Raw genomic sequence first — 13,397 nt, 5'->3', positions numbered from 1 at the left:
CGGCATGGCGGATGCGGCGAAAGCGCGCGTCCGGTCAGACGAGTTCGGGCGTCTGCACGACGCTGATCTCGACGCCGACAGCCGTCGCGCCGAGCCCCGTCACCGGCTGCGCGTCGCGATAGTCGAGGCCGACCGCGATGCGCACGTAGCGCTCGTCCGGGCAGCGGTTCATGAACGGATCGAACCCGACCCAGCCGAGCCCTTCGACATAGGCCTCGGCCCATGCATGGCCGGCCGGCTGCTGCATCAGCGCGGCGGCTTGCGGCTGCGCGCCGAGCGCCGCCTGCGACTGGCCCTGCGACTGGCCCTGCGATTGCGACTGCGCAGCATGCGACGCGCCGAGCGCCTGCTGCATGCCCTCGCCGCTCTGCAACGCGAGCGCTTCCTCGTCTTCGTCGTCGCCCGCGTTCTGCTTCGCGTCGGCGATGCGCTGCATCGCGCTGTCGGCGAGCACGTAGCCCGAGATATAGCGGGCGGGAATCTTCAGCGCGCGCGCGGCCGCGATGAACGCGTGCGCATGGTCGCGGCTCGTGCCCTCGCCGCTTTGCAGCGCGGTTTCCGCATCGACGGGCGCGTCGGCGGCCAGGTTCGGCGCGTACGCGATGCGGCCGTGCACTTCCGTCATCAGCCAGTGCAATGCGTCGAGGCCGTACGGCTCGATCGGCAGCGCCTGCGCGAGCGCGCGCACGGTGTCGCCCGCCTTCGTGAGCGCGGTCTCGCGCTCGAAGATCCACGGCGGCGCATAACCTTCGGGATTGCCGAGAATGCCCGCGCGGTCTTGCGTCTCGACGACGCCGGCCGCGACGACGACGATCTCGGCCTTCGCGCCGCGGTCGTGACGCACGAGGTCGATCCGGTTGCCGAGCCCGTCGGCGTACGACAGCGTCGGCTCGACGCCGTCGATCGTGACCTGCCACGCGCGCACCGTCTGCCCGGGCCCGGACTGCGGGCGCAGCCGCAGCCGTTGCAGCGCATGGGTGGCTTGATCGTCGAACTGATAACGCGAAATGTGTCGGATGGCGAGTCGCATGGCAAGCCTCAGTCGAAGTTGTAGGCCTGGGCGATTTCGAGCCCGAGGCTGTTGTTGCGGCCGATGAAGTCGGTCAGGAACTCGTGCAGGCCGCTCTTGAAAATCCGCTCGACCGAGGTATCGGACAGCATCTGCAGGATCTTCGCGGCCGTGTCGTGACATGGGTGTGTCACGCCGTAATCCTTCGCGAGCAGGTTCAGGCTCGACACGACGCGCCCGTAGCAATAACGCAGCGAACGCGGCATGCGGCCGTTCAGGATCAGGTAGTCGGCGATGTTCATCGGCTTGTACTGCACGTCGTACACCCAGCGGTACGAACGGTGCGCGGCCACGCAGCGCAGGATCGTTTCCCACTGGTAGTTGTCGAGGATCGTGCCCACGTGCGACACCGACGGCAGCAGCAGGTGGTACTTCACGTCGATGATGCGCGCGGTGTTGTCCGCGCGCTCGACGAACGCGCCGATCTGCGCGAAATCGAAGATCTCGTTGCGCAGCATCGTGCTGTAGAAGCTGCCGAGGATCAGCGCGGTTTCGCGCTTCACCGCGTCGAGCACCGCCGGCAGCTCGCTCTCCGGCACCGGCCGCTCGAATGCGCGGCGCAGCGCGAGCCACGCGCCGTTCACGCTCTCCCACGCCTCGCGCGTGAGCGCCGTGCGCACCATCCGCGCGTTCGAGCGCGCGGCCTCGATGCACGACAGCACGCTCGACGGGTTGTCGCGGTCGCGCAGCAGGTAGTCAGTCACGGTATCGGCCGCATACGCATCGTATTTCTGCCGGTAGCCGTCGTCGGCGCCCGAGCTGACGAGCACCGACGACCATTCGGCCGGCGCATCGGACGTGCGCGTGAGCGCCATCCGCAGCCCGGCATCGACGATGCGCGCGATGTTCTCCGCGCGCTCGATATAGCGGTACATCCAGTAGAGACCGCTTGCAGTACGTCCCAGAAGCATCTCGTGTCCACTCCGTCTTCGTTCGGTTGGCGCGCCGGCTCCGGCGCGCGCGGTCGTGTCCGGCTCAGTCGGCCAGCACCCAGGTGTCCTTGGTGCCGCCGCCCTGGCTCGAGTTGACGACGAGCGAGCCCTCCTTCAGCGCGACGCGCGTGAGCCCGCCCGGCGTGATGCGGATCCGGTCCGACACCAGCACGAACGGGCGCAGGTCGACGTGGCGCGGCGCGAGGCCGGCTTCGGTCAGGATCGGCGTCGTGGACAACGCCAGCGTCGGTTGCGCGATGTAGTTCGCGGGCCGCGCGCGCAGCTTCGCGGAAAACGCCTCGATCTCGGCCTTCGACGCGCACGGCCCGACGAGCATCCCGTAGCCGCCCGAGCCGTGCACTTCCTTCACGACCAGTTCGTCCAGATGCTCGAGCACGTATTTCAGGCTGTCCGCATCGCCGCAGCGCCAGGTCGGCACGTTCTCCAGCAGCGCCTTGCGGCCCGTGTAGAACTCGACGATCTCCGGCATGTACGAGTAGATCGCCTTGTCGTCGGCGATGCCGGTGCCGGGCGCGTTCGCGATCGTGATGTTGCCCGCGCGGTACACGTCCATGATCCCCGCGACGCCAAGCACCGAATCGGGGCGGAACGTGAGCGGATCGAGGAACGCGTCGTCGACGCGCCGGTACAGCACGTCGATCGGCTGGAAGCCTTCGGTCGTGCGCATCGCGACGCGGCCGTCGATCACCTGCAGGTCGCTGCCCTCGACGAGGTGCACGCCCATCTGGTCGGCGAGGAACGAATGTTCGTAGTACGCGGAATTGTGGATGCCGGGCGTCAGCACGGCGATGGTCGGGTTGTCGGCGTTGCCGCCCGGCGGGCACACGGCCGCGAGCGACTGGCGCAGCATCTGCGGATAGGTCTCGACCGGACGCACCTTCACCTGCTGGAACAGCTCGGGGAAGAGCTGCATCATCGTCTCGCGGTTTTCCAGCATGTACGACACGCCGGACGGCGTGCGCGCGTTGTCCTCCAGCACGTAGAACTCGTTCTCGCCGGTGCGCACGATGTCGACGCCGATGATGTGCGTGTAAACGTTGCCGGGCGGCCGGAAGTCGATCATCTCCGGAATGAACGCTTCGTTGTGCGCGATCAGGTGCTTCGGCACGATGCCCGCGCGCACGATCTCCTGGCGGTGGTAGATGTCGTCGAGGAACGCGTTGAGCGCCATCACGCGCTGCTCGATGCCGAGCGACAGCCGGCTCCATTCCGAACCCGAGATGATGCGCGGGACGATATCGAACGGAATCAGCCGCTCGGCGGCCTCCGCGTCGCCGTAGACGGCGAACGTGATGCCCGTCTTGCGGAACACGCCCTCCGCGTCGTGGGCTTTCTGGGCGAGGCTCGCGGGATTCTGCGTGTCGAGCCATTGCTTCAGGCGCGCGTAAGGCGCCCTTACCATGTCGCCGGATTGCAGCATTTCATCGAATGGCTTCATCGATCTTTTCTCCATCGATCGTTTTCCCCGGCATTGCGCATGCCGGACCGGCGTAATGACTACTCTGCAAGGACCGTGCCTTGCGATATCCCCCCTTTTGCGCCGCGCCGGGCATGCCCGCGCGGCCTGCCGCACCATTACGGTGCAGCGCGCGACGCCGATGGCGGCATCGATGCGCCGCGATCGCGCACGGCCCGATGCTGCACCGCGTCTGCCGAACATAGTTCTCCCGCGCGTCATGAATGCGCAATCTGCACTGCACAAAAAGACGGCCCGCCCGGAGCGCCGCAGCGCCGGCCGCCGGATCGCCGGCCGCCTGAACCGAAGGGCGGGAAGGCGGGCCGGCACGCGCACCGCGCGGCCAGGCCCTGGGGAAGTACCGTCTGCGGCGGCACCGGCAGTTCGACGCGATGAACTAACCGGTTAGCCGGGTCCGGCACCTCAACGCTATGCAGCCGTAATCCCGCCGACAATGCCCATGCATATTTCGACTGACACCCATCGAAAAAAAACATCGGGACGACCGGCGCGAGGCGCGGTACGCTAGAAAATTGTTGCAGCGAAGCGGCGCCGCCGCCGCCCTCCCGGCGCCCGACTATAAAAAGCGAAGATCGAAATGGAAGCAAAGTGGCTGGAAGATTTCCTGAGCCTTGCGGATACCAAGAGCTTTTCCCGTGCCGCGCGTAACCGGCACCTGACGCAGTCTGCATTCAGCAGACGAATCGCCGCACTCGAAACCTGGATGGACGCGAAGCTGGTCGACCGGAGCATCAACCCGATCACGCTGACGCCGGCCGGACAGATGTTCCGCGGGCTCGCCGCGGACATCCTGCGCAGCATGTATGCGGCGCGCAATCTCGTGAACGGCTACGACCAGTTCGCGGCCAGCGACCAGGTCGTGCGTTTTGCCGTCGCGCATACGCTCGTCTTCACGCTGTTTCCCGAATGGCTCAAGCAGCTCAACGGCGAGGTCGGCCACGTGACCGCGCGCGTGAACGCGGTGAACGTGCCGGAAGGCGTGCAGCAGCTCGTCGAAGGCGAATGCGACCTGCTGCTCGGCTATCACCATCCGCAGTTGCCGATCGTGCTCGACCCGAACCACTTCCCGTTCGTCAGCCTCGGCGTCGAGCGGATCCTGCCGGTGTCGACGCCCGACGCGCGCGGCAAGCCCGTGTTCCAGCTGCCGGGCACGCCCGATGCCCCGCTGCCGCTGCTCGCGTATTCGTCGGGCGCGTTTCTCGGGAACATCGTCGAGATGCTGCTGCTGAATGCGACCGAGCCGTACGTACTCCACCGATGCTTCGAGACGCATATGTCCGAGGCATTGAAGGGCATGGTCGTGGCCGGGCACGGGATCGGCTGGCTGCCCGAAAGCTGCGTCGAGAAGGAACTCGCGGAGGGCACGCTCGTGTGCGCGGGCTCCGGGGACTGGATCACCGAACTCGAAATCCGCCTGTATCGATCCGCGCGCAAGCGCGGGCTCGCGGCCGAGCAGCTGTGGACCTACATCATGAACCGGCCGCGCACGGCGGCCGAAGGCGCGAGCGCTGCCGAGCAAGCGGCCGCGCCGGCGATGCGCATCGCGCGGCGAAGCGCGGGCGGCAGCCGCTGACATTCGCGTCCGCGCCGTGCGCGTCAACGGCGCGGGTGCGGATGCGATCCCGGGCAATGCGGTGTCCGCGTGCCTGTGGGTCGCGCCGCTTCATATCGAACGCGCCCTCCTTTCCCGCAGCAATCGGCAATCCCGCCGCAACCCTCGAAATCACTTTTCAGGCCTGGAATCGATATCAAATAAAATGCAAACGTTTGCGATTAAAAATCGCATCTTTTAATCTCGTCGCGTCGACCTCCAATATCTCTTCTTATTTTAATATCAGAAATACCCTGTTACAGAACAAATAAAAAGTTTCTATTTGCATGTAACGAAACGAATATCAAAAAAGACGTCGCGCCCCATTTAAAATCGCGTAATCTGTGTCTAAAATTCATCGATTCGCCTTGAACACAGGCGCAAAACTTTCTTTTATCAGTCGTTATTTTTCGGTACGAATTTCGATACCTCCGACTTGATTCAATGCGTGCTCGATCATACGTACCGAAAGCAATATTCATATCTGGCAATATCGACTTTCTTCAGCGGTAAGCGGGGCGTACAAATCCGTCGCAATCCTGTTTAGATAATATCTTTCGCCGCCGTTCCATTCAAGCCACACGCGGTTGTTGATTCAAAATCCATCGTGTATCAATAGCGTGTCGCAAAAAGAACGTCGGCAAACTTGACTCGGAGACCCGGAATGAATGCGCTGCCATTGATTCCGGACGGGAGGTTGCAATGTCTTCCTCGTTTCGACAACATGCTCGCCCTTTCCTGAGCGTCGTCATATCCGCGCTCTGCCTGAATGCCACGGCCCAGACACCCGCGTCCGGTTCCGGCTCAGGCCGCTACGTCATTTCGTATATCTGCGGCGATGCACAAATCGACGGTACGGCGCCGCTGCCCCCCGACGGCCGTCCGTACAACCTCGGCGTGTCGTTCGCGTCGGCCCGGACCGGGCAACCGCTTGCCAACGTACAGGTGCGCCTGAGGCGACACGGCCGCGTGCTCGTCGAATTCAACGCATCGGGATCGCGCTGCCTGTTCAGCGTGCCCGAGGCGAGCTACCGGGTCGAAGGGACCTATCAGGGCGCCACGCAGTTCGCGATCGTCGAAACGGGCGTACTCACCACGCAATTGCGATGGTGAGCGCCGCCTGAACCCGCTCCGACAATGTCATTCACCGCAGCGTATCGAATCGAGGAGCATTGAATGGCTCGCGCAGAACGACCGGGCGACCCGCCGGCCCGCCAGTCGAAACCCTCCTGGGGTCCCGGCAAGAACGCCGCACTCAGCTTCGTCGCGTTTGCCACGATCTTCGGCATCTTCGCGTATGCCGAGCGGGACACGGCGCTCCGCCATGCGAGCGTGACGCACGACCTCTCCGGCGTGATCGCAACCGCCGTCGGGAAATACCGCAACGCGATCGTGGCCGCGACGTCCCGCGCAACCGGTGCGTCCGGCGTGTCCGGAACATCGGCCGCCCCCGGGCCGGCGCCGATGATCGCACCGGCCACTCCGCTCGCGCCACCGGCGCCATCCGCTGCTGCAGCGCCGCCCGTCAAGCTCGCGGTCGAACCGGAAGCCGCGCCGCGGGCAGCGTCCCGCGCCGCCGCGAAACACCGCCAACCGTCGCACGCGCCGCCCGTGAAACTCGCGGCGAATACGCATGCCGCGCCGGCCCACGACCGTGCCAACGCACGGCTCGGCGATGCGCATCGCGCACCGCGAACCGAGACGCTGGCGGGCACGAGAAAGCGCATGGACCTCGCGCCGAAGCCGCAGTCGTACAGCACCGACACGGCACGGATGCAGACGGCAAGCGTCACGCACGCGGAACTGGAAGGCGCCCGCGCGCTGGCAAAGGCGCGCTGGTGCGCACAGATCGACGAATGGAACTGTGTGGAGCAAAACGCAAGCCGGGCGCTCGCGATCGACCCGACGAACAGCGAATCGCGTGCGTTACTCGGGCAGGCGATCCGCAATCGTCTGTGAGCCGGTTCCGCATGACCGGGCCCTCGCCGTCCGGCAGCATGGCGAGCGGCGGCGCGCATCGTCGGGGGCAACCGATGTGATCGTTTCGAAGTGAGGACATACCGTGGCCAACAATCGTAAACAACAATGCACCACCATCGCCCCGTCCAGCCGGCGGATCCTCCTGCATGCGCCGCTCGTGTTGCTGCTCGTCGCGTCCGGCCCCTGCTTCTCCGCCGAAGGCGACACGGAACCGGGCAGCATCGGCGAAATCGCCGGGACCAGCGGCGCGCCGGATCCGAAGCCGCCGGGCGCGCCGACACCGGGCGCGCTCGCGCCGGACGCGCCGCCGCCGAATGCGCCGACCCCGATCGCGCAGGCCGCGGGTGCCCAGATGCCGAACGCCCAGGCACCCGCTGCCCAGACGCCGACACCGCAGACACCCGGCGCGCCGATGCCGAATGCGCAGGCGCCGGGTGCTCAACCATCGAGTGCCCAACCGCCAGGCGCCCAGATCCCCGACGCGGAAACCCCGAACGCGCAGATGCCCGACCTCCGCACCGCCGATCCGGCCACCGTCCGCAACGACGTGTTCGGGCTCGCGTCGAGCGGCGGCGCGGTCATGGCGCTGGAGGAAGCGAAAGCCCGCCCCGACGTCTTCTCCGCCGTCGATCTCGCGCAGCTCGAGGAGCTGTCGATTCGCCAGCAGGTGCGCGGCGGACGCGACAAGTCGCGCTCGATGACGAGCGCCGACCGCTTCGACGGGCTCGACAGCGCATTGCGCGCCGCGGACGACCTCGACAAGCGGATGCCGGCCACGCCCGAGTATTCGCAGGTCAGGACGGCGCTCGCCGGCGACCGGACGATCGCCTACGCCGCGCGCGGCGAAATGAAGACGGCCGTCGCGACGTTCGAGACGATTCCGCCGGATGCGGAAATCTCGATCGACGCATTGGCGGCCGTCGGCGACGCGTACCTGTACCTGAGCGAACCGGGCAAGGCCAACGCCGTGTACCAGCGCGCGCTGACGCAGGCGACCGCGTCGCCGACGGACCGTGCGACGCGCGGCTTCCTGTACGGCGCGCGCACGCGTCCGATCGAATTGCGCGAGGGACTGTTCTGGTCGTACGTCGACCAGGCACGCGCGGCTGACGCGAGCCGGGTGCTCGACGACATGGGCAAATCGCTGCCGCCGGCCAACCAGGTGCGGACCTGGGGGCCGGAAAACGACGACTACCTGCGCTACTACCGGCTGCAGGCGCAATACCTGATCTACACGGGCCGGGTTGAAGAAGGGATCGCCGCGCTGGAAAAGCTCGAGAAGGAAGTGCCGTTCAATGCCGAGGTCCGCGCCGCGCACGCCGACGCCGTATCGGGCCAGTCGCATCCGCGCCAGGCGATCGCGATGTATCGCGCGTCGCTGACCGACCACCCGGACAACGTGGAAATGCTCGCGGGGCTCGGCCGCGCATCGTTGACGGCCGACGACTACGCGAGCGCGAAGAGCGTCGACCAGACCGTCGGCAACACGTTCCCGGACAGCGGCGCCGTGCGCGCGTTCAAGCGCGACTACAACGCGTACCGCAGCCCCTTGTTCACGACCGACCTGAGCTTCGAGCACGGCAACAGCGCACTGGCCGACAACAGCTTCTCGTCGGACAGCTATGTGTATTCGCAACCGTTCGGCGACAACTGGCGCGTGTTTTCCCACACGTTCTTCGGCCATGCGCAAACCGACGCCGGCAGCGTCAGCCGCACGCGCACGGGTGTCGGCGGCGACTACCGGCACGGGCCGCTCACGATCCTGGGCGAAGTCACGCGCTCGTTCGGCGGCGACGGACGCACGGGCGGCCGCGGCTCCATCACGTACAACCTCAACGATTACTGGACGGTCAGCGGCGCGCTCGATTCCAACGACAACTCGCTGCCGTGGAAGGCGTATCTCGCGCACATCTGGGGCCGCTCGGCGAACGTCGAGGTCGTGTATCGCCAGAACGACCGCCGCGAAGTCAAGCTGAGCTACGGCGTGAGCCGCTACAGCGATTCGAACCTGCACCAGGAGATTTCCGCGACCGGCACGCAGCGCGTGTACACGTCCGCGAACCAGCTCGTCAACGTATCGCTGAATCTCGGCACCGACAGCAACACGCGGCGGGACGCGCCCTACTTCAGCCCGGGCCGCGACTACGCGGCCGCGGCGACCGTCATGCATCAGCTGACGCTGTGGAAGAAGGGCGACATGTCGTTGCAGCAGCGTCTGTCGGCGTCCGGCGGCGTGTACAACGAGCGCGGCTTCGGCACCAGTCCGCTGTGGAGCGCCCGCCTCGCGCACACGTGGACGTTCAAGCACGACATCACGCTGACCTACGGCGTCGAGGTCAGCAGCCACGCATACGACGGCCAGCGCGAGCGTTCCGAAACCGGCTTCCTGTCGCTCAACCTGCCGTTTTAGAAAGGAGCTCGAACGATGCAATCCAGACGGTTCTTCATGTGCGGATGCCTCGGCACGTTTGCAGCCTGTTCGTTGTTCCCGGGCGTGACGAATGCGCGGATGATCGACCTGCTGCCACCGTCCGATCCCGTCGACGGCAAGACGTTCCGCGTGATCTGCCTGCACGACGTGCGCGACAACCTGCTGTCGACGTTCGCCTCGTCGACGATGGTCGATCCGTACGCGGTCGATACCGGTACGCTCACCGCCATCTTCTCGTGGCTGCAGACCAACAACTATCACACCATCACGGTCAAGCAGATCGAGGCGTCGCGGCACGGCGGCAAGCCGCTGCCGCCGCGCGCGGTGCTGCTCACGTTCGACGACGGCTACCGCAGCCACTACACGAAAGTCCTGCCGCTGCTCGAACGCTTCAAGTATCCGGCCGTGATGGGCATCGTCACCGCGTGGATCGACGCACCACCGAATACGCCGATCCGCATCAGCGACAGGATCCAGATGCCGCGCGACTACTTCATGTCGTGGGACGAGGTGCAAAAGGTCGGCAAGTCGAATCTCGTCGAGCTCGCGTGCCACACGCACAACCTCCATCACGGCGCGGTCGCGAATCCGCAGGGCAACGAGTTGCCGGCCACCACGTCGCACCTGTACCTCCAGAACGAGAAGCGCTATGAAACCGATGCGGAGTTCGAAGCCCGCGTGCGTGACGACCTTCACACATGCGTGCGGCAGATTCGCGAACGCACCGGCATCGTCGCACGCTCGATGGTCTGGCCATACGGCGCGGAAAACCAGCCCGTGCGCAAGATTTCGACGTCGCTCGGCATGGACATCCAGTTCAGCCTCGACGCCGGCCCGAATACGCCGGACGTGCCGCTCGACCGGCTGCGGCGGATCCTGATGATGTACGACGTCGACATCGGCGGGTTCGAGCGGTCGATGCGCGAGCCGGCGACCAACCGCGGCGACGTCGATATCCCCGAGCGCGTCGTGCAGGTCGATCTCGACCAGGTCTACGATCCGGATCCGGGGCGGCAGGAAACGAATCTCGGCAAGCTCATCGAGCGCATCCACCGGATGCAGCCGAAATCGGTGTACCTGCAGGCGTTCGCCGATCCGAAGGGCACGGGCGTCGCGGAATCGCTGTACTTCCCGAACCGGCACCTGCCGATGCGTGGCGACCTGTTCTCGCGCGCCGCGTGGCAGCTCAACACGCGCGCCAACGTGCAGGTGTACGCATGGATGCCGGTGCTGGCGTTCCGCCCGCCGGCCGACAAGCATCGCGGGCTCGAGGCCGTCAGCGCGTACAGCGGCGCGCCCGCGCGCGAAAACGGCTCGCGCGTGTATCGGCTGAGCCCGTTCGATCCGCAAGCGCGGCTGATGATCGAGCAGATCTACGAGGATCTCGGCAAGTACGCGTCGTTCAACGGCATCCTGTTCAGCGACGATGCCGTGCTCGACGATTACGAGGATGCGGGCCGGCACGCGCTGAGCACGTATTCGCAGTGGGGGCTGCCGGCCGACATCGGCAAGATCCGCGCGACGCCGGACCTGATGAGCCGCTGGACGCGGCAGAAGACGCGCTACCTGATCGAGCTGACGCGCCAGCTCGAGCAGATCGTGCTCGCGAACCAGAACGCGGGCGACGTGCTGACCGCGCGCAACATCTTCGCGCTGCCGGTACTGAAGCCCGAGTCCGAAGCATGGTACGCGCAGAACTACGACGATTTCCTCGCCACCTACGACTTCGTCGCGCTGATGGCGATGCCGTACATGGAACAGGCGCCGGACCCCCAGCGCTGGATGGACCAGCTCGTCGACGCCGTCCGCGCGAAACAGCGCGGCCTCGCGCGCACCGTGTTCGAACTGCAGTCGTACGACTGGCGCGAGCGCAAGGACATTTCCGGCAGCGCGCTGATCGCGCAGATGCGGCGGCTGCGCAGCAAGGGCGCGGTGAACTTCGGCTACTACCCGGACAAGTTCCTGAACAACCAGCCGGATCTCGACACGATGCGCGACGTGATGTCGCTGAAGTCGCGTCTCGATCCGACGTCGATCAACGCGCTGATGCAGATGCAGCGTCCGCAAGGAACGAAGACACCATGACGACCCACGGCATCATCCAGCGCCTGCAGGATTTCGTCTTCTACTACCCGTTCTTCATGTCGTATCTGTGGATGATCGGCGGTGTCGTGCACTACTTCCTGCTCGAAGAGGGGCGCGAGCTGTCGACGCGGACGATCGCGTCGAGCGGCATCCCGAAGATCTCGATCGTCGTGCCCTGCTTCAACGAAGCCGCGAACGCGCGCGACGTGATCGGCCACCTGAACGCGATGCAGTACCCGAACTACGACATCATCGCGGTCAACGACGGCAGCAAGGATCGCACCGGCGAGATCCTCAACGAACTGGCCGTGGAGATCCCGCGGCTGCTCGTGATCCATCACGCGCGCAACGAAGGCAAGGCGGTCGGGCTCACGACCGCGGCGGCCGTATCGAACGCGGAATACCTGCTGTGCATCGACGGCGATTCGCTGCTCGCGCACGACGCGATCGGCTGGATGCTCGAGCACTTCCTGACCGATCCCGGCGTCGGCGCCGTGACCGGCAACCCGCGCATCCGCACGCGCACGTCGCTGCTCGGCCGCATGCAGGTCGGCGAATTCTCGTCGATCGTCGGGCTGATCAAGCGCACGCAGCAGGTGTACGGCCGCATCTTCACGGTGTCGGGCGTCATCACGATGTTCCGCAAGACCGCGCTCGCCGACGTCGGCTACTGGAGCTCGGACATGCTGACCGAGGACATCGACATCAGCTGGAAGCTGCAGTGCCGCGACTGGCGCGTTGTATACGAACCGCACGCGCTGAGCTGGATCCTGATGCCCGAAACGGTGAAGGGGCTGTACCGGCAGCGGCTGCGCTGGGCGAAAGGCGGCATCCAGGTGCTGATGAAGTATGCGGGCACGCTCGCACGGCCGACGCAGATGATGATGTGGCCGCTGTTCGTCGAATACCTGATCGGCATCGCGTGGGCCTACTCGATGTCGTTCATCCTGCTGCTCGCGCTCGTCGATGTCTTCCATCCCTTGCCGCTGGACTGGCACGTATCGGTCGTGCCGCACTGGCACGGGATGCTGCTGGTCGCCACCTGCATCCTGCAGTTGATCATCGGCAGCATGATCGACCGTCGTTACGACGAAAAACTCCTGATGTATTTCCTGGACACCGTCTGGTATCCCGTGGCCTTCTGGCTGATCAGCATGATCACCACCGTCGTCGCCCTGCCCGCCGTCCTATTGCGGGGCCGCGGCAAGCGGGCCGTATGGGTCAGCCCCGACCGAGGCATTCAACATGAAGAACGCACCGATTATTGACCTTTCCCTGCGCACGCCGCGCGAAATGATCGCCGAGCGCGGCCGCATCACCGGGCTCGTGCTGGTCGGCTGGTTCCGCCTCGTGCGGCCCGCGCTGGTGGGCGCCGTGTGGGCATCGATCTGCATCTACACGTACCGCTACCTGCTGCCGTTCAACGAGGCCGAGATGCCGATCGAACAGATCGTGTTCTACGCGACCTGCATCGCGATCATCGCGGGCACGACCGTCACGTGGCTGATCGCGGGGCGCGTCGTGCATCCGCTCGCGTACCGGCTGCGCGTGTCGAAGATGCTGCGGCGCTCGGCCAGCGCGAAGGTGCGCGCGGTGCCGCCGACCGCGCTGGCCGGCGCCCGCCGGCGCGGCGCGCGGCGCACGACGCGCATTCTCGTTGCGTCGCACGACGCGAACGGGTCGATTTCCGGCATCGAATGGGTAGCCCATGCGGGGCCGCCGCCCCGCGAGTAGGTCAGCGGAGACGCGCCGACGCGCACGGGACGGCATCCGTGCAGCGCGGCGCCGCTCCTGACGCCGCGCTGCCGTGC

10 protein-coding genes are annotated in these 13,397 nt (G+C 66.0%); 7 read left to right on the top strand and 3 right to left on the bottom strand.

The features are described 5' to 3' along the window. Positions 1–34 precede the first annotated feature (34 nt). The 3 genes from AC3WLY_RS30925 to AC3WLY_RS30915 all read right to left on the bottom strand — a co-directional run bounded on the left by AC3WLY_RS30925 (position 35) and on the right by AC3WLY_RS30915 (position 3,460). The gene (locus tag AC3WLY_RS30925) at positions 35–1,030 is read right to left on the bottom strand and encodes a transglutaminase family protein (RefSeq protein ID WP_310143566.1); all 996 of its coding nucleotides are present in this window, start codon (positions 1,028–1,030) and stop codon (positions 35–37) included. Between the two features lie 8 nt (positions 1,031–1,038). Then, the gene (locus AC3WLY_RS30920; protein WP_072436547.1) at positions 1,039–1,980 is read right to left on the bottom strand and encodes an alpha-E domain-containing protein; all 942 of its coding nucleotides are present in this window, start codon (positions 1,978–1,980) and stop codon (positions 1,039–1,041) included. 64 nt (positions 1,981–2,044) lie between these two features. Then, positions 2,045–3,460, bottom strand: a complete 1,416-nt coding sequence (locus AC3WLY_RS30915) for a circularly permuted type 2 ATP-grasp protein (RefSeq protein ID WP_172902987.1) — start codon at positions 3,458–3,460, stop codon at positions 2,045–2,047. A gap of 616 nt (positions 3,461–4,076) precedes the next feature. Between AC3WLY_RS30915 and AC3WLY_RS30910 the strand changes: the two genes are divergently transcribed. From AC3WLY_RS30910 to AC3WLY_RS30880, 7 genes are all read left to right on the top strand, one after another. Continuing rightward, the gene (locus AC3WLY_RS30910; RefSeq protein WP_310143572.1) at positions 4,077–5,072 is read left to right on the top strand and encodes a LysR substrate-binding domain-containing protein; all 996 of its coding nucleotides are present in this window, start codon (positions 4,077–4,079) and stop codon (positions 5,070–5,072) included. Between the two features lie 720 nt (positions 5,073–5,792). Beyond that, complete coding sequence (locus AC3WLY_RS30905; RefSeq protein ID WP_175958868.1) at positions 5,793–6,203, top strand: hypothetical protein; 411 nt, start codon at positions 5,793–5,795, stop codon at positions 6,201–6,203. A 63-nt stretch (positions 6,204–6,266) separates the two neighbouring features. After that, a complete protein-coding gene (locus AC3WLY_RS30900; RefSeq protein WP_492310678.1) occupies positions 6,267–7,049 on the top strand; it encodes a hypothetical protein in 783 nt (260 codons plus the stop codon). Positions 7,050–7,152: 103 nt separating this feature from the next. Next, positions 7,153–9,480, top strand: a complete 2,328-nt coding sequence (gene pgaA, locus AC3WLY_RS30895; RefSeq protein ID WP_310143578.1) for a poly-beta-1,6 N-acetyl-D-glucosamine export porin PgaA — start codon at positions 7,153–7,155, stop codon at positions 9,478–9,480. Positions 9,481–9,495: 15 nt separating this feature from the next. Further along, entirely contained in the window at positions 9,496–11,586 is a 2,091-nt protein-coding gene (pgaB, locus tag AC3WLY_RS30890; RefSeq protein ID WP_492310677.1) for a poly-beta-1,6-N-acetyl-D-glucosamine N-deacetylase PgaB, read from the top strand. Next, positions 11,583–12,854 carry a poly-beta-1,6-N-acetyl-D-glucosamine synthase gene (gene pgaC, locus AC3WLY_RS30885; protein WP_175958864.1) on the top strand — a complete coding sequence of 424 codons (1,272 nt, stop codon included), beginning with the start codon at positions 11,583–11,585 and terminating at the stop codon, positions 12,852–12,854. The genes pgaB and pgaC overlap by 4 nt, the downstream gene beginning before the upstream one ends. Next, on the top strand, positions 12,832–13,320 hold the full coding sequence (locus tag AC3WLY_RS30880) for a Biofilm PGA synthesis auxiliary protein PgaD (RefSeq protein ID WP_175958863.1): 489 nt from the start codon (positions 12,832–12,834) through the stop codon (positions 13,318–13,320). The genes pgaC and AC3WLY_RS30880 overlap by 23 nt, the downstream gene beginning before the upstream one ends. Positions 13,321–13,397 lie beyond the last annotated feature (77 nt).

This window comes from Burkholderia sp. FW306-1C-G01B, from assembly GCF_058781685.1.
The sequence above is the reverse complement of the archived record's forward strand: the minus strand, read 5'-3'. Positions and strand labels throughout refer to the sequence as shown.

Coding starts and splice junctions, on each gene's coding strand:
- AC3WLY_RS30925 (WP_310143566.1), bottom strand. CDS start 1,030: ATGCGACTCGCCATCCGACACATTTCGCGTTATCAGTTCGACGATCAA.
- AC3WLY_RS30920 (WP_072436547.1), bottom strand. CDS start 1,980: ATGCTTCTGGGACGTACTGCAAGCGGTCTCTACTGGATGTACCGCTAT.
- AC3WLY_RS30915 (WP_172902987.1), bottom strand. CDS start 3,460: ATGAAGCCATTCGATGAAATGCTGCAATCCGGCGACATGGTAAGGGCG.
- AC3WLY_RS30910 (WP_310143572.1), top strand. CDS start 4,077: ATGGAAGCAAAGTGGCTGGAAGATTTCCTGAGCCTTGCGGATACCAAG.
- AC3WLY_RS30905 (WP_175958868.1), top strand. CDS start 5,793: ATGTCTTCCTCGTTTCGACAACATGCTCGCCCTTTCCTGAGCGTCGTC.
- AC3WLY_RS30900 (WP_492310678.1), top strand. CDS start 6,267: ATGGCTCGCGCAGAACGACCGGGCGACCCGCCGGCCCGCCAGTCGAAA.
- pgaB (WP_492310677.1), top strand. CDS start 9,496: ATGCAATCCAGACGGTTCTTCATGTGCGGATGCCTCGGCACGTTTGCA.
- pgaC (WP_175958864.1), top strand. CDS start 11,583: ATGACGACCCACGGCATCATCCAGCGCCTGCAGGATTTCGTCTTCTAC.
- AC3WLY_RS30880 (WP_175958863.1), top strand. CDS start 12,832: ATGAAGAACGCACCGATTATTGACCTTTCCCTGCGCACGCCGCGCGAA.